Here is a 24,481-nt window from a genome sequence, read left to right as displayed (position 1 = left end):
TATACCCAAGTGGCTTCAAGTTGCTGAAATATTCACTTTGATGCAAAAACCTGAGGTTACTTGGTTATATATAAGCATCAGTTGGTCATCTCGGACGCGATCACAAGATTCGGTGGTCAATAACCCTATTGCTCTGAATGATAAGGTGCAAAACGGCATCTCAGCCATGCCGTATTTTGGTGAGGAGTAAAGAATCGACGCCATAAAGGAAGTCGACCTAATAATAAATCCATATTCCAAGGAGCTATGTTGTATGTCTACACTGACGCAAAGGAGCAATACGTCCTCTAACACCCCAGCCTTTCCCGGCCAGGCCACTGTCATACACGGTAACGGTGCCGTTGCCCATGTGATGGATTACGTTTGTGGTGGTGTTATTGGATACCCTATCACCCCGTCGACTGAAATATCAGAATTATACGAAGCTTTCAGGGCGCAAGGTGGTTGCAATGTATGGGGACAGCACCCCTTCTTCTTCGAACCCGAAGGAGAACACTCAGCCCAAAGTGGTGCACTGGGCGCAGCCCTAACCGGCGGAAAATATATCTCAAACGCTTCTTCAAGCCAGGGGATCCTGTATGGCTTGGAGTCTCACTATGTCACCGTGGGCAAAAAAGCCGCAGGCTTCGTACTCCATGTGGCCGCGCGCTCAGTGTCCCGCCATTCATTAAACGTAATGGCTGGCCATGATGATGTGTACGCCCTGCTTTCTGCAGGCTACACCACCCTATTTGCCAGCAACGCACAGGAAGCGGCCGACCTTGCGGCGATTTCCTACCGTGTCAGTGCTCAATCACTGATCCCGGTAGCCAATACCATGGACGGCTTTGCCACCAGCCACATCCAGAGCGAAGTGAAACTGCCAGAGCCTGAATTACTGAAACAGTACCTCGGCGACCCGACTGATCGCATCCCGGCCCCAACCGAAGCCCAGCGTATGCTTTACGGTGCCAAGGGACGCGTTTGGCAGCTAGGCCAATTCATCGAAAAATTCCAAGACCAGTTCTGGCCTGAAAAACTCAATGACCTCAAAGGCTATATCGCCAGCAACAGCGAAGCGATTGAAAAAGACAGCGCAGGCCAGTTCATTGAATCGACCAAGCTATTCCTGCCTGAGGGCCTGCAAAAGAAATGGCAGCGTGCTTGGCTCAATGCCTACGAAAAAGATACCCGCCAGCGCGTTCCTGCCCTGATGGACACCCATAACCCTGGCCTGACCGGCGGGGTACAGAACCAGCCGGATTACCAGGCAGGTATTGTCGATCACCGCAGTCACTTCCAGAATGACGTGCCGCAGTTTATCGAGCAAGCCATGCGGGAATACGGCGAGCTCACCGGTCGCTTCTACGAGCCTGTCATGGACTTCATGTGCGACGATGCCGACTATATCATTGTAGGCCTAGGCTCAGTTACCGATGATGCCGAAGCCGTGGCAGCGCATCTGCGTGAGCAAGGTCAGAAAGTCGGGGTTATTTCAATCAAGCAGCTTCATCCGTTCCCGGAAGCACAAATTGTCGAAAAGCTTGCCGGTAAAATGGCAGTGACTGTGCTTGAGCGCTGTGATGAAACCCGCCTGACCGCACGTATCTCCCGCGCCTTGTTCAAGGCACAGGAAAACGTGCAGAGCCCAAGGCATAAAGGTATTCCACCGCTGCAGCAAATCCCAACCATCAGCACCGGTATTTTCGGGCTGGGCGGCCATGATCTGCAGCCTAAGCACCTGATCGCCGCGTTCGATAACATGCGCGATGACAATACCAAGCCGTTCTTCTATCTCGGCAGCCAGTTCTTCGATGCCAAGGCCACCGGTGAGCTTAAGGAAATCCAAGACCGCCTTCGTGCCGCCTATCCAGATACCGAACTGATGGCACTGGAAACCGGCGAGAACCCTAACCTACTGCCTGAATCCGCACTTCGAGTTCGCTTCCACTCCGTAGGTGGTTACGGCACCATTGCCACCGGTAAATTGCTCACCGATATCCTATCCGGAGCTTTGGGGCTGCACTCGAAGTCCATGCCAAAATACGGCTCGGAGAAAAGTGGTGCACCGACCAACTTCTTTATTACTCTGTCGCCTGAGCCTATAAAGATCACCAATGCCGAACTGCAGCAAGTTGAAATCGTCCTGTCACCAGACCACAAGGTGTTCATGCACACCAACCCGCTGGCAGGCTTAAGCCCTAACGGTACTTTCATCCTGCAAACCCACCACGAGCCAGAGCAGGTATGGCAGGAAATCCCAGCGGCTGCCCGCCAGTTCATTCGTGACAACAACATCAACTTCTACATTGTCGATGCCTTCAAGGTCGCCCGTGAACAAGCACCATCCGCAGATCTCGAGATCAGGATGATGGGGATCGCCTTTATCGGCGCGCTTTGCGGCCATGCCACCCAGGTCACCCAAGGTGCCGATGAAACCTTAATGCTTGAGCGCATCACCCAGCAGATCGCCAAGAAGTTCGGTGCCAAGGGCGAGAAAGTGGTTGCTAGTAACATGGCGGTGATCCGCGAAGGGATCCATGCGACCAAGCAGGTTTGCTACGCAGAGTTCGAAGATGCTGACATTGCTGCTGCAGCAACAACCAAAGCCGATGCACCGAAACAGAAACAAGCCAGCTGTGGCCTGTTCGACCCATCCTACTTCAGCAATATCGCGGGTAAGCATTATGCCGATGGTTCGATTGGCGAAGCGCCAGTGATACCGGGCTCGGGCATGTTCATGCCACCAGCCAGCGCGATCACCAAAGATAAAGGCCTGTTCAGGCTCAATGCCCCCAAGTTCGATGCCGACAAGTGTACCGGCTGTATGGAATGTACCATCGCCTGTCCTGACGGTGCGATCCCGAATGCGGTGCATGAGCTGCACGATATCCTTTACGTGGCGATCGACAAGCTCAATATCCCGCCTGCACAGCGTGATGGCCTGAAAGCCAAAATGCCGCCGATTTTGGATGCGGTTCGCCAATACTACCGCACCGCGCCGAAGAACGAGTCACTACCGCTGCACCAAGTGGTCGCCAAAGTGGTCGACAGCATGACCTTTGATGATCCGGCGGTCTCACAGCAAATCGCTGGTATTTGCGTGGCGCTGGAATCGCTGCCTGTCAGCCGTACCAAACCTTTCTTCGATGCCATGGAAAAAGCGGTTCCTGGTAGCGGTGGCCTGTTCTCGGTCGCTATCGACCCAAGCAAGTGTAGTGGATGTATGGAATGTGTGGATGTGTGTGGTCCGAACGCGCTGCAGAAAGTCCGCCAGACCACAGAAATGAACCAGCAGATGCACGAGCTGTTCCATACCTTGGCAGAAATGCCAAATACCCCTGCCCGCTTCCTGCAACAAGGCGTCACCGATGCCAGCGAGTCCAAGCGCCTATTGCTTGACCGCAGCAACTACTACGCCATGAGCTCAGGCCACGGGGCGTGTCGTGGTTGTGGCGAGGTCACTGCATTGCGTCTGGTTACCTCGGTCAACCGCGCCCTGCAGCAGCAGCGTTACCAGTCGCACATCGCCAGCCTAGAGGAGATGATTGAGAAGCTGGAAGACAAGCAGCAATCATTGGCAGCTATCGATGCAGAAAATACCCGTGCCGAGCGCATTGCCCGTACTATCAAAGTTCTGGAGAAACGCCTGTACCACTTCGAATACGGACCAACCGGTAACGGGCCGTCTGATGCACTGATTGCCAACGCCACCGGTTGTAGTAGTGTCTACGCCTCGACTTTCCCGGCCAACCCATACAACGACCCATGGGTGAACAGCCTGTTCCAGGATACCCCGGCGGTTGCCAAGGGCTTGTTCGAGGGTGAAGCGGCCAACCAGCTCGAGCAGTTCAAGGCCCTTCGCACTGCCAAGCTAGAGCTTGAAGACATGTACGATGCCGAGACCCACGATCGCCAGCTGCGTTATCTGGAATGGAGCCATTTGTCCGATCAGGAGCTTGGCCTGTTACCGACCGTATTCAGTATCGGCGGTGACGGCGCGACCTATGACATCGGCTTTGGTGCCCTCTCGCGCCTGCTTTCCACCAGCACGCCGATCAAGGTGTTCGTGCTCAATACCGGTAGTTACTCCAATACCGGGGGCCAGGCGTCTACCGCCAGCTTCACCGCGCAGGACTCCGACCTGAGCCGCTTCGGCAGCGCCCACAGCGGTAAGCAAGAATCGCGTAAAGAGCTGGGTATCATCGCGACCTTCCACCCGAAAGTCATGGTGGTACAAACCTCTACCGCCTTGCAGGGCCACTTCATGGCCAACTTGATGGAGTACCTAAACTATCAAGATGCTCCTGCACTGTTTGACGTCTACACCCCATGTATGGGTGAGCACGGTATTGCCGATGACGCCAGTACCCGCCACTCTCGCTTGGCTGTTGAAAGCCGCATGAGCCCAGTGTTTGTTCACGACCCACGCAAGGGCGCAACCCTGGCCGAGCGCTTCTCTATCGAAGGCAACCCCGAGCTGCAACATGACTGGGCAACCCATACCATCAGCTTTATTGACAGTGACGGTATGACCCAGTTGAAACAAGTGCCATTTACTCCGGCTGATTTCTCACTCTATGAGGGTCGCTTCAAGAAACACTTCAACCCAGTATCTGACGAGCAACACGCGGTTGAGATAGCTGAATACGTCACAATGAGTGCGGATGAACGCAATGGCAAGACACCGTTTATCTGGGCAACGGATAAACAGCAGCACCTTATCAAGCTGAGTGTCTCCAGTTCGATTGTTGCCCTGACCGAAGAGCGGTTACGCAACTGGCATATGCTGCAGTACCTGAGCGGCCAGCATGTCACGAATATTGACCAGCAGTACCAACTGCAGATCAATGAGTGGAAACAGCGCTACCACAACGCGATGGACAGCAACGAGCAGACTATCGAAACCATCGCCAATGGCTTGGCAGAGTTAGCCATGGCTGCTTCGCCCAATGTCGCCAATAGCATCCCGGTCACCCAGGTAGACGCGGGCGCTGATGCGCCTAAGGCTAAGGCTGGCGATGCCGATGGTGCCCTACCCCTGGTTTCGATCAATGAAGACGAAAAAGGTCAATGTACCGACTGCAAAACCTGCTACCAGCAATTGAGTGAGTTGTTTGAGAAAACCACCATTGTTGAAAACGGCGAGGCCAAGGTCATCAGCCAGGTGATCCCTAATGCACTGGAAACCGTCGAACTCAGCGATGAGTTGATCAAGCGTGCCTCGCGCATTGCTGATGAGTGTGATGCCGAGATCATCCACTTCAACGCACCTGCGTCGGTGGAGGTGTAGCCATGAGTGATGTTTTTGAAAAACCAGAAACGACACCTGGCGTGTCGCAAGCTCAACGGGAGCTGATGCTAAAGCGCATGGAGCAAAACCCGCAGCGCTTCCAGCAGATGGTGATCGAAGAGAGCATGCAGCTTATCCGCGAGACGCTCAAGCAAGGCAAGCTGTCAGCTGAATTTACCGATAAGCTCTGGCAGCTGTTGCTGGCCGACAATGAGCTCAGTGTCGCCCTACAGCGTTACCTATGGCGTATCCCGCTCAAGCAAAAGCGTGCTTTTGTGCAGGCGCTCGATACCCATATGTCTGAACGCTACCCGATGTTCAAAGGGCTATCCGTCGGATGGCCCGGTAGCAACAACATACCGCCTTACGTCCGCCCTGCCGAAGAGCGCCGCAAGGACTTTGACTTAGTTAGCCAAGGCTACCTCGGTTACATGGGGCTCGGCTACAGCCTGCGGGAAGTTGAACTGTTCGTGTGGCTGGAAGTGATCCGAGACAAGCAGTGTGAAGACCGCCCGTGTGAAATCGGTGTGCCGAAGTGCGATCGCGACGGTAACCCCGCTGAAGAAAACGACGGAGGCTGCCCGGTTAAGATCCACATTCCTCAGGTTCTCAACCTGATGGGTGAAGGCCGCTTTAGAGACGCTTTCGAGCTGATCCGCGATGCCAACCCACTGCCGAATGTTACCGGCCGGGTTTGCCCGCAGGAGCTGCAATGTCAGGGGGTGTGTACCCACAACGACAGGCCAATAGAAATCGGCCAGTTGGAGTGGTTCCTGCCCCAGCGTGAGCGCGAACTTTCCAACGGTGAACCACCAAAACCGGCTGACATTAACCCTTGGGTTGCGGCGACCAAGCCTCCGGTTGCGATTGTGGGTTCTGGGCCTTCAGGGCTGATCAATGCCTACTTGCTTGCCAAAGAAGGCTACCCAGTTACCGTGTTCGAGGCATTCCATGTCTTGGGCGGGGTACTGAGGTACGGTATCCCTGAGTTCCGCCTGCCTAACCAGTTGGTGGACGATGTGGTTGAGAAAATCAAAGCGCTCGGCGGCCGCTTTGTCACCAACTACATCGTAGGTAAGACCGCAACGCTTGAAGACCTTAAGCGTGCTGGCTTCACGCGCATTTTCGTCGGTACCGGGGCGGGCTTGCCGCGCTTTATGAATGTACCGGGTGAGCATTTGCTGAACATCATGTCGGCCAATGAATTCCTTACCCGTGTCAATCTGATGCACGCCAACGAGCCTGACTACGAAACGCCAATGCCGGATATGGAAGGCAAGGAAGTGATGATCATCGGTGGTGGTAACACCGCGATGGACGCTGCCCGTACCGCTTGCCGTTTGGGGGCCAACGTCACTATCGTCTACCGCCGGACCCAACAGGAAATGCCAGCCCGTGTCGAAGAGCTTCACCATGCGCTCGAAGAAGGGATCATGCTCAAAGAGCTCCGCTCCCCTTGCGAGTTCAACGGCGACAAGAACCATGTTCTGGCCAGTGCCAAACTTGATGTGATGGCGCTGGGCGAGCCCGATGCGTCTGGCCGTAGACGTCCACAGTCTACCGGTGAGTTTGAGCTGATGAAGGTCGACTTTGCCATTATGGCCTTGGGTAACAGCTCTAACCCGATCGTCAAAGACGCTAACCCAGACTTGGATACCTCCAAGTGGGGTACGCTGCTGCTCAACAAAGGCTCGCAAGAGACCTCGCTAAGCGGCGTGTACAGTGGTGGTGATGCTACCCGTGGTGGTTCTACCGCGATCAAGGCCGCTGGTGACGGTCAGGCAGCGGCAAGAGAGATCATGGGCCACCTTGATTTCAACGCCAAGGAAGTCGAAGGGCTAGTCGCACAAGCTTGCCACTACACGGGGCTTAGCCAAACGCCGCCGAAAATCGTCAAACGTCGGCAATTGACCGAGGAAATTGTCGAGTTCACCATTACCTCACCGCTGATTGCCCGCTCAGCCAAGGCGGGACAGTTTGTCAGGGTACTGGCGGATGAAAAAGGTGAATTGATCCCGCTGACTCTGGCCGACTGGGACGCCGAGGCCGGCACTATCGAGCTAGTGATCCAAGGTCTGGGGACCAGCTCCAAGCTGATCAACCAAATGCAAGAAGGCGACTGCTTCGAGGCCATTGCCGGCCCACTGGGGCAAGCAAGCCACGTGGTGAAACACCCTGACAACCAGAGTGTTATCTTCACCGCTGGCGGCGTTGGTCTGCCGGCGGTACACCCGATCATGCGTGCCCATCTGGAAATCGGCAACAAAGTCACTCTGATCTCCGGTTTCAGAAGCAAAACCCATAGCTTCTGGACCGAGGAAGGTGACAAAGTCGAGAACCTCCGGGCTGCGTTCCCAGGTTTGCTGGAAGTGGTTTACACCAGTAATGACGGTACATTCGGCATCGAAGGGTTCGTGACTAATCCGCTGGAAGATCGCCTGGTGCAGCACAGGGAAGCCAATAGTCCTGATTCTGATCAGACAATTGCAGAAGTCATCACCATAGGTCCGCCAATGATGATGCGTGCAGTGAGCGATCAGACTCTAGGCTATCAAGTCCCTTGTGTTGCCAGCCTCAACTCCATCATGGTGGATGCCACCGGCATGTGTGGCGCCTGCATGGTGCCAGTGATGGAAGACGGCAAACTGGTGCGCAAGCACGCCTGTATCGATGGTCCTGAAATCAACAGCCATGTCATCGACTGGGACAAGTTCTTGCCAAGGTTTAACCAGTTCAAACCACAAGAGCGCCAGAGCCAGATCGCGCACCGGTTGATTGAGGAGTAAGCTCCAGTAGCTAGATAGCATCAAAGGGCTTCACTGCAGAGTGAGGCCCTTTTTCTTGCCCGAATAATAATAGCGTTGCCCTCCATCAGTCACGGGGCATTATCATTCAATATTGCGGCATGACGTGGCCTTCAAAACGACTACACTTAAACGACGATTAATGGCAGGAGACGGCTATGAGTGGCCCCGATCATCACACCTACAAAAAAATGGAACTGGTTGGCTCGTCTCCAGACAGTATTGAAGACGCAATCAGCAACGCTATTGAACGGGCAAACGAAACCGTCAAAAACCTGCGCTGGTTTGAGGTCGTCGAAACCCGCGGCCATATTGAAGATGGCAAAGTGGCCCACTGGCAGGTAACCATTAAAATCGGCTTTACCCTAGAAGAGTAAGCCGATCTTTCATTTAAAGTAACAACCAGTGGCGCAAGGTCCGCAGCGCCCGCTCAGAGAAATCCATTTGTTCTATGCTCTTCTTGGCTTCCAACGCTAACTTGGGCTCGTCGGTAATAATGCCATCCACCCCCAACAGGAATAGCCGCTCCATCGCAGCTGAGTTGTTGATGGTCCAAGCCAATACCTCTTGCTCCCGTTGCTGGATTTCAATGATCCGCCACGTATCAAGCCATTGATCGCTGAGCATCAGCATATCCACTTCTCGTTCAAGCTCGGACTCGCCAACACTGGCGGCATAAATAAGCGCATAGCGTAGCTGTTCAGGACGCGATGCCTCCATCTTGTTCATCAGCCGTGCCAGCAGTTCGACATCCAAGCTCGACACAATCATGGCTTGCTGGTACTTCGGCAGCAACTCCGCCATTGCCAGAGCTAGATCGAAGCTTCGGTTGTAACGCTTTAATTCAATATTGAATTCGATATCATCGGCATAGTCATCCAATAACTGTTTTAACAGCGGCGGAGGTACTTGGTTCTTAGCCTGATAAGCCGCGACTATCTCAGAATAACTGGCCTCTTCCACCACCAAGTGAGAGCCAAGCATACGGCCCAAGTCACGGTCGTGGAAAACCACCACCTGCCCGTCCTTGGTGATCTGCACATCAATTTCGGTACTCTGGACCCCCAGCGATATTGCGTACTGTATGCCTGCTTCACTGTTTTCTGGGTACGCAAATCCCCCACCGCGGTGCGCGGTGACATAGCCAGAGGTATTGGTTTGCAAATGTCCGACGAAATGGCGCACGTCGGAGTAACCATTCACTGATGCAAAGACAATGAACAACACCATGACACTACTGAGCAAAATACGGCGCTCGGTGCTTTGCATCAGCCCCGCAAATCGTTCTTCTTCATTGACCAGTTTATGGCGCCTGGTTTGCAGGCGCAGCACATAGTATTGGCAACTTGCGTAAATAAAGCGGTCGACAAAGCTCAGCAGAAAGGCGACGCCAATCAGCAGAACCGTTGCAACCATCAGCCAAGGGTAACGCTCAGGATCATAAGTTGCCCAGTGCAGTACGGGTTCAAGCACAAACAAAATGCCCTTGGCGATAATCGCAATAATAACCACCCGGCCGAATAACCAAGCAATATGGCCCAATAAAATATGCGGATAAATGCCTTGGCTCAAACGCTGGGCTTGCTTGAACAGCCGCCACTGGGAGCAGTTTTGAAACAGGCTCAGCGGCAAGGCGAGCCACCAGCTAGCCCAATAGCGCAGAACCAACAAGACAATCGGTAACGTGAGCAGGACCAATAAGCCAACCGCCAGCCACAACGAGCTCATCTGGTGGCTGAGATAATAGTTGATATCCCAGTCATTGAGCATAAGCCCGTAGATCCAGCGCCCGCACCACACCAAGGTAGAAAGCAGCAGACTGATCCCAAGCGATTGTGCCAGCACGACCTTTGCCACCCGAAAGCTGCGCTGGAGGATCAGTCCGAACGTATCCAATATCGATCGCTTGCCCAGATCATGCTGGGCCAGCAAGATGCTAATTGTTGAGTGTTCGACGAAAAAGGCAAAACTCAGCTGTGTGATAAACCACAAGCTCAGCAAAAAGCCTGCTGGCGAGAGGAAGAAAGACAGTAACTCCTGATTGGCAATGGCACTCACCCCATGAAACGCCATCAACTTGGAGCTGATCCAAATATCGAGCGGGACGAACAAGGTCAGCAGTGCACAGCGCACAAAAAGGAAACTGGCCAGCATCTGCAAGCCACTGGTTCTGAGCCGGTGCCATATGAAATATAAAATGTGCCGACCGCGATGAATTATTGCGCTAGTCAAATGTCGTTTTCGCCAAGTTGTATTTTGATTCGAAGGAATATAATAACACCGGAGCAAAAAGGATGCTTAGCATAGATAAGCGATAGCACATTATGGCGTAGTGGCTATTGAATAATTGATACCCGCACTCTACCTCGATTTCGTTTAGGTGCCAGAGGCCGCAAATTAGTACGGGAGCTTAGTCAGCCATGTATTGATCCGTAATAGGTCGCTAGGCGAATTTTCCTGATAGGTTATTGATATTTACAGTAATAAATCAAAGGTATTAAATGAAAATCTGCTGGTTTCTATGCGGCTGTTTATCCGTAGCGAGCGTTGGCGCGTCAGCTGTCAGTTTCCCTGAAGTTCGGTTGGCAAACGATATGGTTGAAATGGCGATATACCTGCCAGATGTTGAGGACGGTTCATATCGTTCCACTCGGTTTGACTGGTCAGGTTTGATCCACTCGTTTCAGTTAGACGGTGTTGAGTATTTTGGTCGTTGGCGCTTTGAGCCCGTACATGACCCCAAAATACACTTCAGTGTGAATGGACCGGCCCAGATATTCGACAACCTGGGTTATGGTGAATCCGAGACTTTTGTTCGTATCGGTATCGGTGTCCTGAAAAAACCAGCTGACGAAGAACGTTTTAACTTTACCAACCCCTACCAGATCCTTGACCATGGCGAATGGCAAATCAATGCTTCCGACCACAGTGTAGAATTCATTCAGACACTGCAGGATGGCACGGGGTATGGCTATCGTTATCAAAAGACCATTACCTTGGACGAGCAGGGATTTACCATGTCACATCAACTGGAAAACACCGGCGAAAAGGCAATTGAAACCACTGTGTTCAACCACCACTTTTTTGTCATTGATGACCAGAAGGTTGATCAGCAATATCAAGTGTTTTTTCCTTTTTCTCCGGAAAAGCGCAAAAGCGAGCCTCGTATAAAACTAGATAGCAACAGCCTTCAGATCCTTGAGACGATCCGCGACGATCGCCGACTGTTTATTCCTCTGACAGGTTTTGCCAGTACCTCAGATGATCACCAGTTTCGCGTTCATCACCACGGACTGAACCGGGGCATCGATGTCAAGGTGGATCAGCCATTGAGCAGACTAGTGGTCTGGGCTAATGACCGTTCCCTCTCCCCGGAAAATTTTATCGAGGTTAATGTACCGGTAGGGGAAAGCTTCAGCTGGAACGCACAATACCGGGTTTATTGATTATGCATTACAGCAAAACGGGAGTTACGTCTCAAAGCGGCAAGAAAGGTGTTCAGGTAACTTCAATCGATAGAAACTCATCACATCGAGACGCCTCATGCTGACAAATGAAGAAGTTCACTACTGCTCCAAATGCGCAATGGAGACTAAGCATATTGTTGTTTTAGTTCGAGATGAACCTGAGCAGAGCAAATTTAAGGATTTCTTAAAAGGCTTTATTAAAAGTGCTGCGGTTGGCGCGTTTGAAGCCACTATGGATGACTTTTCACGCCATAGTATTTGCGAAAAGTGCGGTAAGAAGACGATTAACGACAACCTCACCTAGCAACAGCGTCAGTACCGATTTGTGCAGCAAGCTGCTACACAAATCAGTCCAAGCTAACTTTGATTAGGGGATTAGTGCTTATACCTGAAGGTATTACTATCATCAATAATTTGAATTTTGACCGGTGCTAAGCCTTTCTTGGTGTCACCTATTTGTTCAAATGACTTATGAGAAAGGTCAATGACTCGGTCTTTGGCAAAAGGACCTCGATCATTGATCTTCACATCTACCGTTTTGTTGTTAGCTGTATTTGTAACCCTCACGATAGTCCCAAAAGGTAAGGTTTTATGAGCCGCTGTATAGGCTCTCATGTTATACCGCTCACCACTTGCAGTGAGCTTTCCGTGGTATCTGTCACCATACCACGACGCTTGGCCAACAAGCTTATGTGACTTGGCGTAAACCTTTGTTTTTTCATCATAGACTGCCTCAGTTGACGAGCAGCCCGCAAGCACAGTAAAGATGAAAGCAGCAAAAGCGAGGTTTAATTTTTTCATGCTATTTTGATACTCAATTTTCTTCATGTCATGTTTGTCTATTTCTGACTTATTGTTGGTTTAAAAATATTGCCTGGAGTGTCATAGCTTCAAGACGTCTTATTAATAATGAGTGTGAAATACCCGCTCTAGCATGCTGCGTCACTGTATACAAAGCGACCACAGTTGCAATAAAACAGTTTAGAAACGCGAATGAGGCAAACATGGCCATCCGATATGACTCGCCTATCTTTCCATGAACGATGGTTCGATTGGTCATGATTAAGAAAGATTTTAGAAATGAAAATATAAAAGTCAGCAACGTTTGAGATCTGTGGCAGATTGTTAGTGGCTATTCATTGATCCCCACAAAAAAAACAGCAACCCAATTCCTTGAGTTGCTGTTTGTTCATCAAGCCTGGATTAAACCACTAGCAGCTACTCACTAACACAGGTACCTGCTCGCTCGGCCAGTACATCCAGCCCTTCTTCCAAGGCGCCGATGTAGGCTCTGCCACCGAACTGGGCGAAGTCGGCGGCGGCTTCAACTTTCGGGCCCATCGAGCCTGCCGGGAATTGGTATTCGCTCAGCTGAGCCGGCGTGGTAGAGCGCAGTGCGCGCTGGTTCTCGGTGCCCCAGTCAAGGTAGACCGCATCGGCATCAGTCAGGATCAATAACTTGTCGGCTTTGAGCTGCTTGGCCAGCAAAGTGGCAGCCAGATCTTTGTCGATCACCCCTTCGACCCCGGCGTAACCGCAGTCGGTTTTGCGTACCGGGATCCCGCCACCACCGCAGCAGATCACAATGTCGCCAGCGCCCAACAGGGTTTCGATAGATTTCTTATCGATGATGTTCAGCGGCTTGGGTGACGGTACGACGCGGCGGACAAATTCGCCATCACGTTTCATGGTCCAGTTGTTGGCTTCAGCCAAGATACCGGCTTCTTCCTCGTTGTAGACAGGGCCAACGAACTTGGTCGGGTCGAGCATACTCGGGTCGTTCGGATCGACTTCGATACGGGTCAGCAAGCTGGTGACTTCAGTATCCGGCATCAGGTTTTGCAACTCCTGCGCCAGCATATAGCCGATCATACCTTCACTTTCGGCGCCCAAAACATCGAGCGGGTAAGGCTGAACCTTGTCGTAAGCCAGGTTTTGCAACGCTAACAAACCGACCTGAGGCCCATTACCATGGACAATCGCCACTTGGTATTCCTTGGCAATTTCCGCAATCGCCTTGGCGGCAATCTTGATATTGGCAAGTTGGTTGGTAAAACTTGGCGCATCGCCGCGACGCAACAGTGCATTTCCCCCTAAGGCGACGACAGCAGTACTCTTCTTGGTTGGGGTGTTCATAACTACTCCTTGAATTATCCTTGTTGTTTTGGGGCTATCACCCCTGCCCGTTCGTTACGGTTTACAGCGCACTGGCATCGAACGGTTTGCGGCGAATAAAGCGGCCATTCCCAGCTTTCCCCGTAAATTCGCCATTACACGCTACAACGTCCCCACGGCTGATGGTCATCACTGGCCAGCCCTGGGTTTGGATATCTTCAAACGGGGTGTAATCTGCGTTGTCGTGTAGTAATTCGTGTTTGATTGAAACTTCTTGCTCTGGGTCGAACAGCACTAAGTCAGCATCTGATCCGGCCTGCAAGGCGCCTTTTTGCGGATAAAGGCCAAACAGCTTGGCAGGCAGGTAACTGGTCAGCTCGACAAAACGGCTCGGGCTCAGCCGCCCTTTCATCACGCCTTCAGAGAACAGCAATGGCATTCGGGTTTCAACACCGGGCATCCCGTTAGGGCAAGCGCTAAAGTTGTCTTTGCCGCGTTGTTTTTGATCGTGGTAGGTAAACGCGCAATGATCGGTGGCAACCGTATCGATACTGCCATCCACCAGCCCGAGCCAGAGTTTCTCTCGCTCCGCAGCCGGGCGCAGAGGAGGGCTGAGGATATACTTGAGGGCGTCTTCCCGCTCGTAGCAACTGTCATCAAGCATCAGGTATTGCGGGCAGGTTTCCACCCACACCGGCTGGTGGTTGTCACGGGCGAGCCGGGCATAATCCAGGCCAAGCCCATTGGAGAGGTGGACAATGTACAAAGGGGCATCACCGGCCAGTTTGGCAAGGTTGATCATCCGGGCAATGGCCTCGGCTTCGCACTCCAGCGGGCGGCTTACCGCGTGGTATTTAGGTGCGGTCTTGCCCTGCTCAAGCAACTGGCTACGGCGCAAGGCAATGGCAGCATCGTTCTCGGGGTGCACGGTAGCCAACGCACCGACTTGTTTAAGCTGGATCAGTGCCTTGAGCACGTCTTCGTCATCAAGTTTGTAACCGTAGGTCAGGTACAACTTGAAGCTAGATATCCCCTCTTCTTCGACCATCGAAGCCATTTCAGCGAGGATGTCTTCATTTACATGCTGGATAACCCCATGGAAGCTATAGTCGATAACGGCCGTTTCCTTGGCGTATTTCTGATAGACATTCAACTGGTGATGAAGGCTGCAACCTTTTGGGCCAAAGCCCATATGGTCAACAACCGTGGTGGTGCCGCCACATGCTGCTGCGCGGGTACCGGAGAAAAAATCATCGCAACTGCGCGCAATACCAACATCGATATTGAAATGGGTATGGACATCAATACCGCCCGGCATGACATACAGTCCCGCCGCCTCGATGATTTCACACTGCTTGGGAATGATGTGGATTTCAGGGGCAATATCGGCGATCTTGCCGTCAACGATAAGAATATCGGCTTTTTGTGCCTGCTGGTGATCGACCACTATTCCCTGGCGGATCAACATGGTCCCCGGACGGGGCTGGGTCAGGATCGCCGCTTGGTTTTCTGATGTTTTTTTCGACGCCGCGGAAAACATACTTTATTCCTTCTCTGCCTAAGATAAAAAGGATGCTGTTTCGTTTGCCCGCTATGACTTAGAACTTCAGGCCTAACGGACAAAAGGAACAGCAAGCGCCTGCCTATATCGTCAAGCTACTTCAAAATACGGGTTCAGAGGTAACTTGCTCATAAAAAAGAAATCCATCCTGGGGGGGATATGTGGCCAACGTTAGGCAGAGCGGTCGGCACCCCCAGGACGGAAAAGGATGGACAGGCAAAGCATAGAGAGCGTAATACCCTACCCGTCACGTTTTATTACTTCTTCAACTCTTTCAGGTACATCTGTGGGATAACAGCGTACATTGCAGCACAAGTGACTAGATGATCTTTCCAAGTCTTCTCGTTTGGCGCGTGTGCTTCTGGCTCTTTACCAGGACCAAAGCCGATCACTGGGATACCGTAGCGGCCCATGATAGAAACGCCGTTGGTTGAGAAGGTCCACTTATCAACGGTAGGTTTCTTGTCGAACAGTAGCTCGTAAGACGCTTCCAGAGTCTTGGTTGCAACATGCTCTTCGTCGATCTTCCATGCTGGGAAGTAGCACTCAGTTGGGTAAACCAAACCGGTGTAGGCAGGACGGTCGTAGTTGTACATAGATACTTTACCACCGAATTTCTTAACCGCTTCAAGCTCTTCGATTTCCTTGATAGCACCTTCCCACGTTTCGCCCCAAGTCAGACGACGGTCGATAGACACCGCACAGCTATCCGCTACCGCACAACGGCTTGGTGAGGTGAAGAAGACTTCAGAAACCGTCAATGTGCCTTTGCCTAGGAATGGGTCGTCACCAAGGTTGGAAGCCAGTTTCTCGATATCGCCTAGAATATGGCCCATTTTGAAGATGGCATTATCACCACGCTCAGGTGCTGAGCCGTGGCAACTGACACCGGATACATCAACACGGATTTCCATACGGCCGCGCTGGCCGCGGTAGATCTGGCAATCAGTTGGTTCAGTCGAAACGACAAACTCAGGGCGGATGTTGCTTTCCTGGATAATGTACTGCCAGCACAGACCGTCACAGTCTTCTTCCTGGACAGTACCGGTTACTAGTAAGGTGTATTCGTCTTCTAGGCCAAGATCTTTGATGATCTTACCGGCGTAAACCATAGACGCCATGCCGCCTTCCTGATCCGATGCACCACGGCCACCGATCACTTCGTCATCTTCCATACCTTCATATGGGTCGAAGTCCCAGTTATCCATATTACCGACACCCACGGTATCGATATGTGCATCCATCGCGATGAGGTGAGGACCGTGACCAATCCAACCCAGTACGTTGCCCATTGGGTCGATTTCTACTTTGTCAAAACCGACTTTTTCCATTTCTTCTTTGATGCGCAGTACCACTTTTTCTTCGTCACAGCTTTCACTTGGAATGGCAATCATGTCACGAAGGAAACGGGTCATGTCCGCTTTGTAGTCTTGGGCTTTTTCCAGTACTTGGGCAAATGGGATGTTCATTATAATTCTCCTTGAACCGGGCGGTGGTCATCACACCCGGTATGATCGATTTTCACGGCACCCTGCCTATTGATGACACCAACAAGGCACTAAATTTAAAATTCTTTATTCATCTATTTCTTGAGCATTTAGTGACGCTAGTTAGCACAGGCATGTGCTAACTAGCCCAAATAAATGGTCAAATAGTTTGGTGTTTGCCGCCCCACACGACTTCGCGGTAGTGGACAGGGTCAGTATCCCCTTCGGTATTAATCAAGAGCACCACCGAGTCTTTGTTGAGGCCCATTTTTTCCATCAGCTTTTCTTTTTCTGGGTGGAAATGAATGGCGGCAAGCAAACCAGCACCGACTGCGCCAGACTCACCAGACACAACTCGAGGATCGTCACCCAATGGATTGCCGAGGACACGCATACCGAGGGCTGCAACACTGTCCTGGCAGGAAACAAACTGGGTAGAGCAATCACGCAATACCGGCCAGCCGATTGGGTTAGGTTCACCACATGCCAGACCAACCATGATGGTGGCAAGATCGCCATCGACATTGATCATTTCACCTTTTTCGCTGATCCCCGAGCGGTAGATACAGTCAGCTTGATCAGGCTCGACAACCACTGAGTGCAGTTTGTCAGGACCGTATTGGTCACACAGGTAGCCCAGCACGCCGCCGGCCATCGCGCCAACGCCGGCCTGTAGGAACACGTGAGTCGGGCGTTCAACAGCCATCGCTTTCATTTGGTCGACAGCTTCTGCTGCCATAGTGGTGTAACCCTGCATGATCCAAGTCGGGATTTCGGTATACCCTTCCCATGCCGTGTCCTGTACCACTTTCCAACCGTTTTCATCGGCGGTTTTGATCGCGAGGCGCACGGTATCGTCGTAGTTCATGTCGGTCACAATACATTCGGCCCCCAGGGCACGGATGTTGTTAACACGCTCATCGGCAGCACCTTTTGGCATATAAACCACAGCGTTCTGACCGAGTTTATTGGCGGCCCATGCTACACCACGGCCGTGGTTGCCATCGGTTGCGGTCGCAAAGGTCATTTTTTCTGTAATGTCGTTTCTCAGCTTGGCGAAATCAAAGGCATTGATATCGAGCTTGAACTCATCACACAGCAAGCGGGCAATCGCATAGGCGCCCCCCAGCATCTTAAAAGCATTCAAATCGAAGCGGTAGGCTTCGTCTTTAACCAGGATTTTGCCAACACCGATGTCTTTGGCCAGGCAGTCAAGCGAATGTAAAGGTGTCGGCTGGTAGCCTTCCACAGCTTGGTGGAATGCGCGGGCTTTTTCCGCTTCAGCGGCGGTAAAGAGTGGAGAAAGCTGACCGTTATAATGGCGGTTATCGGCGATCTCCATTTTAAGAGTGAACGTAGACACGACCAGACCTCATAAAATAAGAGAAAGAAAAAGGCGGGGGCGTTAATTACCCAAGGGTATTCCCCCCCGCTTATGGGCTAGCATGACCCAAGCATAAAGATACAGATAGATCGACTAGGGGTTCCCTGCCCTGTCACACCATCGCGTATGAACCAGGCGAATGCACCAAGGCAGGAAAAGTATTGATGCAGCAAGCGGTTATTTAACGCGCTTCTTCGCATCATCCAGCAGCTCTTGCAGAATGTGCCCAGGCTCCTGGTATTTACGGTTTAGTATCATTGCCGCAATAATGTATGGCTTCCAGCTCGCTTCCTTATAAGTTGCGATACGGTATTTCTCAAATACCGACTCTTCCACTTCGCCTTCTTCGCACGATACGCCGGTGATGTCTGCTGGTAGGCAGTGCATGTATAGCGCTTCGCCATCTTTAGTCAGCTTCATCATCTCTTCGGTGCAATGCCAGTCTTTGTGATTAGCATTCTGGCCAAGACATTCTTTTTCCAATGCCTTCAGACCATCATGGTCGTTAGCTCGTAGCAGTTCGGTACGGCGGCCCATCACTTGGTAAGGAGCCCAAGATTTCGGATAGACGATGTCCGCATCTTTGAACGCTTCTTCCATGCTGGCAACCTGAGTGAAGCTACCGCCAGAGGCTTCTGCGTTCTTGCGCGCTTCTTCGACCACTTCAGGGATCAGGTCGTAGCCTTCAGGGTGAGCCAGGGTAACGTCCATACCGAAACGGGTCATCAAACCGATGATGCCCTGAGGGACAGACAGTGGCTTGCCGTAGCTTGGCGAGTAAGCCCATGTCATGGCTATTTTCTTGCCTTTCAGCTTATCCAGGCCACCGAAGTGCTCTTCCAACCATGCCAAGTCAGCCATAGACTGGGTTGGGTGGTCGATATCACATTGCAGGTTCACCAGGGCAGGACGGTGAGGAAGCACGCCTTCTTTCACGCCGTCATCCAAGGCTTCACCCACTTCACGCATGTAAGCATTACCCGCGCCTAGGTACATGTCATCACGGATACCGATAGCATCGGCACAGAAAGAGATCATGTTGGCGGTTTCACGGACTGTTTCACCGTGGGCAATTTGTGATTTGCCTTCATCCAAGTCCTGCTGGGCAAGACCTAGCATGTTGATCGCTGAAGCATAGGAGAAGCGGGTACGGGTTGAGTTATCGCGGAACAGGGAAATTCCGAGCCCGTTATTAAACACGTTGGTAGCAATATTTTCCTGACGCATCGCTTTAAGGACCTGGGCTGTTTTCAATACACGCTCAAGCTCTTCCGGGGTTTGCTCCCACGTCAGCAGAAAGTCTTTGTCATGTAACTCAGATTTTAGCTCTTTGATTTCCTTGATAAGTTCGTTGATGCTCTTCATGATTATCTTCCCGGTTTCAATTGTTATTCGTCCCTGGCAGCGCGTTACGCCACTGTCCAGTCGCTTAATGGGTAATGACAGCCTTCAGCATTGCTCAATCAGCGATCATTCATTTGGTATTGGTTTAAGGCATTGAGATTGCAAACAAAGGTAAATGTTCAGGATCTTCCGCCTTAACTTAAGGGTTTACAAAGTTAGGTGATTGCGTACTTAATTCACTAACAATCAATAACTGTGCCAAAAATAATTTACTGGAAAATAAAGTCCCACCGCCCTTCGGCAAGCCGCATAAATACTGGGGTGGGCATTTTTAACGTGATTTGTTTATATGGTAAGAGCCAGAGAATGATAAAAAAGACACTATCAGTTGATATCATTTACTGAGACCAAAATGATAGTGATAAAAAAGGGGAATTATCATATTGATATTCCCGTGTGACATTGGTAGCAAAATATTTCTTTTTGAAATATTCAATCTAAAAACCCTGACACATATCAAACAGCATAACAGGGTTTTTCTTTATGTTAATTCGGTCATTAAAGGAATAAGCCAGTCAATATGCTGAATACACCAAGACCCTCAGAGTTAATGCAGTTGCAACCGACTATCCTCCGCTTCACCCAAATGCTGTCGGCGGTGTTGAAAATCGATGCTGAAGTCGTCGATGCCGATTTGGTCAGAATTGCAGGTACTGGTCCCTATAGTAAGTTTTTTGGAAAAAAGCTAAATACCAGCTCAAGAATATTCAGATATATTCTTGAAACACATGAAGAAAAAGTTGTCGTCAAATCAAGAACCGATCCTTTGTGTGAAGGCTGTACCAACAAGAATGGCTGTCGTGAAATGGCCTTCCTCGGGGTGCCGATCATGATTGAGGATCGCTGCCTTGGAGTGATCAGCCTCGTTGCGTTCAGTGAAGAGTCACGCGAGAGGATAAAAGATAATGTCCAGCTGTTCTCCGACTACATCAAACATATTGCCCAAATAGTGGTGTCTAAAGTTGTCGAGAAAAACAGTAATAGCGACGGTCTCGATGAGGTGTTTACCAATCTTATTGAAAACATGGACCAGGGCGTATTAGTTCTCGATGAAAACAACCGGGTAAAATACGGCAACCAGCCCGCACTCAACAACCTGAATATAACTCAGGAAGCGCTGCACAGTATTGAAATTAATATTCAGCCGCTCTCTCTACACAACAATGAGATGAAGGGCCACCAACAACATATTATTTCACTCGGTGGCCGGCAGGAATTATTAGTTGGGCAGTTTTATAACGCCCACGGCCATCAACTTTTCCTGATGGCCTTTCATCAACCTAATAGCGCATTGATGATCCCGGATCATGAGCCACAGTTCGCCACCGTTATCGGCGAATGCAGCAAGATGCGCCAGCTGAAGAAGCTCATCACCCGCATTGCCAGCAGCCCATCCAGCGTCCTGATCAACGGCGAGAGTGGTACCGGTAAGGAAGTGATCGCCAATGCGGTCCATAACCTGAGCGATCGCAGCCAGTACCCTTTCATTGCAATCAACTGTGCGGCTATCCCTGATCAGCTATTGGAAAGCGAACTGTTCGGCTATGTCAAAGGTGCCTTTACCGGCGCATCGACCAAAGGCAAAACCGGTTTGATCCAGGCCGCCAACAAGGGCACGCTGTTCCTCGATGAAATTGGCGATATGTCGATGACGTTGCAGGCCAAACTGTTGCGTGTGCTGGAAGAACGTGAAGTGATGCCAATTGGCTCCAACAAAGCGGTTCCGGTCGATATCCGCATTATTTCGGCCACCAACCGTAATTTCCAGGAGATGATCGCCACCAACAAATTCCGCGAGGATTTGTATTACCGCCTCAACGTCATCCCTATTCACCTGCCGCCGCTCAAGGAACGTGAAGGGGATATCGCGCTGCTGATCAACTACTTCCTCGAGCATCACACCCAAAAAATCGGGGTGACCTATCCGGGGATCAGTGCGGAAGCCATGCGCCGTCTCAATGGCTACCACTGGCCGGGCAACGTACGCGAGCTTAGCAACCTAGTGGAATACCTTGTCAATGTCGTTCCGGAAGGCGACCCGATCGACGTCGATTTGCTTCCCCCCTATTTCGAGCAAACCCCTGAAGCGTCCAGCCCGCAGGAGCTGTTGAATGACGACTGCTCGATGAGCCTGGAAGAAATGGAAAAGATCCGTATAGAGGAGGCTATTTCACGCCTTGGCAACCGTAAGATGGTGGCCGAAGAACTGGGGATTGGTATTGCGACTTTGTACCGCAAGATAAAGAAATACGGGCTAAGCAACCATCGCGCGGCTTAGCGCCTGAGGTTCCGCTGGCACAAGCACATCCCCAACAAAAAGGCCGCAATCGCGGCCTTCTATACTCTCTAATCAATAACCCTGACTTGTCACAGATGAGCCTAGAAACTAATTGGCTTTCTGCCGGTCGCTTTGTCCGCTGGCCCTTTCTTGGCTTTAGAACGATTACCTTGAGAACTCTTCCCTTGAGTTCCTGCTTTCGATTTAGCCCCCAGTCCTTTGCCTTTTGCTGGTTTTGAGCCTGACTTTGCGCGTGGGGCAGTTTTTGGCTCGGCGGCTTTCTTCGGCTTTTCAGCCACATCTGTCACCGGCTGATCGCAAAGCACTAGGTAGAACTCATTGTTGAACTCAATGACATCACCGTCGTACACCTTGCGGCGCTTGCGCTGCTCCAGCTCACCGTTGACCGCGACATAGCCTTCGGCAATCGCGAATTTGGCTTCACCGCCACCACTTACGGCGTTGGCAATTTTCAACACCTTATAAAGCTCAATAGGCTGGGCACTCACCTCAACCCCAAGGGCTTCAACTTCATATTCTTCGTGTTCTTCAGACATTTTATTTACCAGTGGTGACTTCAATAATTAACAAGGCGCTATGTACCCAAGCAACTTTAGGTGCTTTATTCAGCGAGAAAGACGAGGGGATAACGCTTACTGAATTTTAACCCAATCGCGCTTGGCATTCACGGATTGGTTTAATGAAGAATGGCTATCATCTCGGGTAGCACTGCAGCGGCAGGGATAGCTCTCAATATAGTCAGGCAATTACTTAGTCTGGTATAGTTTGGCCATTCGTTTCTCCAGAAGAGTGCCATATGTTCTGCCCATCTTGCGGACAAGCCACACTTTCCCGCACCACTGCCAAAGTGTTTTGCTGTGACCACTGTCAGTTTACCTATTTCCACAATACCGCTTCGGCAGTGCTGGCGGTTATCTGCTGCGGTGATGATATCTTGGTGGCAGAGCGAGGGCGGCAACCGGGTAAAGGCATGCTCGATTTCCCGGGAGGGTTTGTCGATTACGATGAATCTTTAGAACAAGCGCTCTGCCGCGAACTCGAAGAAGAACTTGGCTTTCAGCCTGCCGGCATGCGCTATATCGGCTCGGCACCCAATACTTATAAATACCGAGGTACGACGTACAAAACCTGTGATGCCTTCTATCAGATAACACTTGATAGCAAGCCAAAAATGCAGGCAAATGATGATGTTGCGGCTATTAAATGGATCAATCGCCATGAGATTGCCCCCTCTGAGTTTGCGTTTGACTCAGCCCGACTCGCACTAGAGCTGCTCGGTATAGATTGACGAGCCTTTGGTCGCTCTACGCCTACTGTAGGCAAAGAAAGTGTGAACTACGCCTCTTTCCTCCTCCTTAAAATAATTAGTCAGGGATGATGGTTTTTTAACCAAATCAAGACAGGATGTGATCCGTAAACAACATGATGACTTGAGGGTAAAACGTCATGCTGATTTTTAATAAAGATTTTGTTTTTTCAAACACTGCAGAAACCAGCTTCGAAGAAGCCAACACCGTCCATTGCCAGCAAGAAGCCGATAAAGAGCTCAAGCGCAGGTCGATGCTGGCTACCGTTCAGAAAGAAGGTGGTTTCGAAGACTAGCAATCCTATTTCGACGTCTCTCCAGCGCTGGTGGTAACCAAGGTTTTGGCCGCCAACCAATCTCTTCCTGTGCCTCGTTGTTAGTAAGCAATCAACATACTCAGGCCATCAGCGCTTTTCTTTCTCTTCTTCAATTTCCAATCGAACAGCCATTCCTTTAGACTGATCCTAGTAGTATATTTTTACTCAAGGAAGTCGCTATGTTATCTCGTCATCTGATCCTACTTGTTGCCTTCGCCTTTTCGGCCCTTGCCAGTGCCGAGAAACCGCCAGCAGAAGATAAAATACTGGAGCGCCCCTTGATGGAAAGGTACATCCTTGATGAACTCAAGGCGCTGCGTATCGACCAGCAGGATCTTGAGCGCCGGTTGGTGATCGAAATCACCGATCGGGAACTGGCTGTCGCCGATAAGTCGATGAACTACGCCAATGTCACTGTCACCTATTTCTTCTACCTCATTGCTGGTGCCGCGTCCCTGTTTGCCCTGATCGGCTGGCAGTCGCTGCGTGAGCTGCGCGACAACACCAAGAAAGCCGCCGACCAGCAGCTTCAGTCTATTGCTGAACAATATGAGAAGAAGTTCCAACGCCTCGAACAAGATCTCAAGCGCAAAACCCGTATCATTGCCCAGAACAACAAAGAGATTGAAACCATCAACGAAATCCACAACCTATGGTTACGCTCGCAGGGCCTGCAGACGCCGGAACAAAAAATCGAGGTCTATGACGACATTTTGAAAATTCGCCCCGGTGACTTGGAGGCTCTGATCTACAAAGCCGATGCGGCCATGGAAATCAGGGAGTTTTACTGGGCGTTAAGCTTGTGTAACCGGGTATTAGAGCTCGATCCCAGCAATGCCCACGCCCTCTATCAACGTGCCTGTGCCTATGCCTGCCTCGGCTCCGAAGAAATGGCTATCAATGACTTGGAACAAGCGGTCCGTGACAGTGCCTCCTTGCGCGAGCTAGCCGCCGAAGAGCAGGACTTCGAATCCCTGCGCGGCAATGAGCGGTTTGAGACACTTATCGCAAGCGGTGAAAGCTGATCCACAATCACTGGCCGACCGATAGAATAATCTGAAAGAT

The 24,481-nt window shown here is 51.2% G+C and carries 17 protein-coding genes; 9 read left to right on the top strand and 8 right to left on the bottom strand.

Annotation, left to right across the window (positions count from 1 at the left end):
- Positions 1-253 precede the first annotated feature (253 nt).
- The 3 genes from C9J03_RS11620 to C9J03_RS11610 all read left to right on the top strand — a co-directional run bounded on the left by C9J03_RS11620 (position 254) and on the right by C9J03_RS11610 (position 8,453).
- Entirely contained in the window at positions 254-5,272 is a 5,019-nt protein-coding gene (locus C9J03_RS11620; protein WP_044623719.1) for a 2-oxoacid:acceptor oxidoreductase family protein, read from the top strand.
- A gap of 2 nt (positions 5,273-5,274) precedes the next feature.
- Entirely contained in the window at positions 5,275-8,058 is a 2,784-nt protein-coding gene (locus tag C9J03_RS11615; protein ID WP_044623720.1) for a sulfide/dihydroorotate dehydrogenase-like FAD/NAD-binding protein, read from the top strand.
- A gap of 176 nt (positions 8,059-8,234) precedes the next feature.
- A complete protein-coding gene (locus C9J03_RS11610) occupies positions 8,235-8,453 on the top strand; it encodes a dodecin (protein ID WP_044623721.1) in 219 nt (72 codons plus the stop codon).
- A 13-nt stretch (positions 8,454-8,466) separates the two neighbouring features.
- On the opposite strand, the gene C9J03_RS11605 is transcribed toward C9J03_RS11610, so the two are convergent.
- On the bottom strand, positions 8,467-10,230 hold the full coding sequence (locus C9J03_RS11605; protein ID WP_231580676.1) for a glycerophosphodiester phosphodiesterase: 1,764 nt from the start codon (positions 10,228-10,230) through the stop codon (positions 8,467-8,469).
- 347 nt (positions 10,231-10,577) lie between these two features.
- On the opposite strand from C9J03_RS11605, the gene C9J03_RS11600 reads away from it, so the two are divergent.
- A complete protein-coding gene (locus tag C9J03_RS11600) occupies positions 10,578-11,522 on the top strand; it encodes a hypothetical protein (protein ID WP_044623722.1) in 945 nt (314 codons plus the stop codon).
- Positions 11,523-11,619: 97 nt separating this feature from the next.
- The gene (locus C9J03_RS11595) at positions 11,620-11,847 is read left to right on the top strand and encodes a hypothetical protein (RefSeq protein WP_044623723.1); all 228 of its coding nucleotides are present in this window, start codon (positions 11,620-11,622) and stop codon (positions 11,845-11,847) included.
- A gap of 71 nt (positions 11,848-11,918) precedes the next feature.
- On the opposite strand, the gene C9J03_RS11590 is transcribed toward C9J03_RS11595, so the two are convergent.
- The 6 genes from C9J03_RS11590 to ygeW form a co-directional block, all read right to left on the bottom strand.
- Positions 11,919-12,371, bottom strand: a complete 453-nt coding sequence (locus C9J03_RS11590) for a septal ring lytic transglycosylase RlpA family protein (RefSeq protein WP_197078606.1) — start codon at positions 12,369-12,371, stop codon at positions 11,919-11,921.
- Between the two features lie 390 nt (positions 12,372-12,761).
- Positions 12,762-13,679 carry a carbamate kinase gene (gene arcC, locus C9J03_RS11585; RefSeq protein WP_044623724.1) on the bottom strand — a complete coding sequence of 306 codons (918 nt, stop codon included), beginning with the start codon at positions 13,677-13,679 and terminating at the stop codon, positions 12,762-12,764.
- A gap of 61 nt (positions 13,680-13,740) precedes the next feature.
- Positions 13,741-15,198, bottom strand: a complete 1,458-nt coding sequence (gene hydA / locus C9J03_RS11580) for a dihydropyrimidinase (RefSeq protein WP_231580677.1) — start codon at positions 15,196-15,198, stop codon at positions 13,741-13,743.
- 278 nt (positions 15,199-15,476) lie between these two features.
- A complete protein-coding gene (locus tag C9J03_RS11575) occupies positions 15,477-16,688 on the bottom strand; it encodes a YgeY family selenium metabolism-linked hydrolase (protein ID WP_044623725.1) in 1,212 nt (403 codons plus the stop codon).
- A gap of 178 nt (positions 16,689-16,866) precedes the next feature.
- Positions 16,867-18,069 carry a diaminopropionate ammonia-lyase gene (gene dpaL / locus C9J03_RS11570; RefSeq protein WP_044623726.1) on the bottom strand — a complete coding sequence of 401 codons (1,203 nt, stop codon included), beginning with the start codon at positions 18,067-18,069 and terminating at the stop codon, positions 16,867-16,869.
- A gap of 198 nt (positions 18,070-18,267) precedes the next feature.
- The gene (ygeW, locus tag C9J03_RS11565) at positions 18,268-19,455 is read right to left on the bottom strand and encodes a knotted carbamoyltransferase YgeW (protein ID WP_044623727.1); all 1,188 of its coding nucleotides are present in this window, start codon (positions 19,453-19,455) and stop codon (positions 18,268-18,270) included.
- A 559-nt stretch (positions 19,456-20,014) separates the two neighbouring features.
- Between ygeW and C9J03_RS11560 the strand changes: the two genes are divergently transcribed.
- Positions 20,015-21,772, top strand: coding sequence for a sigma 54-interacting transcriptional regulator (locus tag C9J03_RS11560; RefSeq protein WP_044623728.1), 1,758 nt, complete (start codon positions 20,015-20,017; stop codon positions 21,770-21,772).
- 101 nt (positions 21,773-21,873) lie between these two features.
- Here the strand turns inward: C9J03_RS11560 and C9J03_RS11555 are convergent, their stop codons facing one another.
- On the bottom strand, positions 21,874-22,329 hold the full coding sequence (locus C9J03_RS11555) for an RNA-binding S4 domain-containing protein (protein WP_044623729.1): 456 nt from the start codon (positions 22,327-22,329) through the stop codon (positions 21,874-21,876).
- 260 nt (positions 22,330-22,589) lie between these two features.
- Here C9J03_RS11555 and C9J03_RS11550 point away from each other — a divergent pair, with 260 nt between their 5' ends.
- The 3 genes from C9J03_RS11550 (at position 22,590) to C9J03_RS11545 (ending at position 24,441) form a co-directional block, all read left to right on the top strand.
- Positions 22,590-23,081 (top strand): NUDIX domain-containing protein, encoded by a 492-nt coding sequence (locus tag C9J03_RS11550; RefSeq protein ID WP_044623730.1) that lies wholly within the window; start codon positions 22,590-22,592, stop codon positions 23,079-23,081.
- A gap of 158 nt (positions 23,082-23,239) precedes the next feature.
- Positions 23,240-23,395: a hypothetical protein gene (locus C9J03_RS26685; protein WP_156149944.1), complete on the top strand. Its 156-nt coding sequence runs from the start codon at positions 23,240-23,242 to the stop codon at positions 23,393-23,395.
- 200 nt (positions 23,396-23,595) lie between these two features.
- Positions 23,596-24,441, top strand: a complete 846-nt coding sequence (locus C9J03_RS11545; RefSeq protein ID WP_044623731.1) for a TPR end-of-group domain-containing protein — start codon at positions 23,596-23,598, stop codon at positions 24,439-24,441.
- Positions 24,442-24,481: the final 40 nt, after the last annotated feature.

The organism is Photobacterium gaetbulicola (assembly GCF_003025515.1).
GTDB classification, from domain to species: Bacteria; Pseudomonadota; Gammaproteobacteria; order Enterobacterales; family Vibrionaceae; genus Photobacterium; species Photobacterium gaetbulicola.
This window is presented reverse-complemented; position numbering and strand designations above follow the sequence as displayed.

Excerpts from the sequence above, each read along its gene's own strand:
- C9J03_RS11620 (WP_044623719.1), top strand. The coding sequence starts at position 254 with ATGTCTACACTGACGCAAAGGAGCAATACGTCCTCTAACACCCCAGCC.
- C9J03_RS11615 (WP_044623720.1), top strand. The coding sequence starts at position 5,275 with ATGAGTGATGTTTTTGAAAAACCAGAAACGACACCTGGCGTGTCGCAA.
- C9J03_RS11610 (WP_044623721.1), top strand. The coding sequence starts at position 8,235 with ATGAGTGGCCCCGATCATCACACCTACAAAAAAATGGAACTGGTTGGC.
- C9J03_RS11605 (WP_231580676.1), bottom strand. The coding sequence starts at position 10,230 with ATGCTGGCCAGTTTCCTTTTTGTGCGCTGTGCACTGCTGACCTTGTTC.
- C9J03_RS11600 (WP_044623722.1), top strand. The coding sequence starts at position 10,578 with ATGAAAATCTGCTGGTTTCTATGCGGCTGTTTATCCGTAGCGAGCGTT.
- C9J03_RS11595 (WP_044623723.1), top strand. The coding sequence starts at position 11,620 with ATGCTGACAAATGAAGAAGTTCACTACTGCTCCAAATGCGCAATGGAG.
- C9J03_RS11590 (WP_197078606.1), bottom strand. The coding sequence starts at position 12,371 with ATGAAGAAAATTGAGTATCAAAATAGCATGAAAAAATTAAACCTCGCT.
- arcC (WP_044623724.1), bottom strand. The coding sequence starts at position 13,679 with ATGAACACCCCAACCAAGAAGAGTACTGCTGTCGTCGCCTTAGGGGGA.
- hydA (WP_231580677.1), bottom strand. The coding sequence starts at position 15,198 with ATGTTTTCCGCGGCGTCGAAAAAAACATCAGAAAACCAAGCGGCGATC.
- C9J03_RS11575 (WP_044623725.1), bottom strand. The coding sequence starts at position 16,688 with ATGAACATCCCATTTGCCCAAGTACTGGAAAAAGCCCAAGACTACAAA.
- ygeW (WP_044623727.1), bottom strand. The coding sequence starts at position 19,455 with ATGAAGAGCATCAACGAACTTATCAAGGAAATCAAAGAGCTAAAATCT.
- C9J03_RS11560 (WP_044623728.1), top strand. The coding sequence starts at position 20,015 with ATGCTGAATACACCAAGACCCTCAGAGTTAATGCAGTTGCAACCGACT.
- C9J03_RS11555 (WP_044623729.1), bottom strand. The coding sequence starts at position 22,329 with ATGTCTGAAGAACACGAAGAATATGAAGTTGAAGCCCTTGGGGTTGAG.
- C9J03_RS11550 (WP_044623730.1), top strand. The coding sequence starts at position 22,590 with ATGTTCTGCCCATCTTGCGGACAAGCCACACTTTCCCGCACCACTGCC.
- C9J03_RS26685 (WP_156149944.1), top strand. The coding sequence starts at position 23,240 with ATGCTGATTTTTAATAAAGATTTTGTTTTTTCAAACACTGCAGAAACC.
- C9J03_RS11545 (WP_044623731.1), top strand. The coding sequence starts at position 23,596 with ATGTTATCTCGTCATCTGATCCTACTTGTTGCCTTCGCCTTTTCGGCC.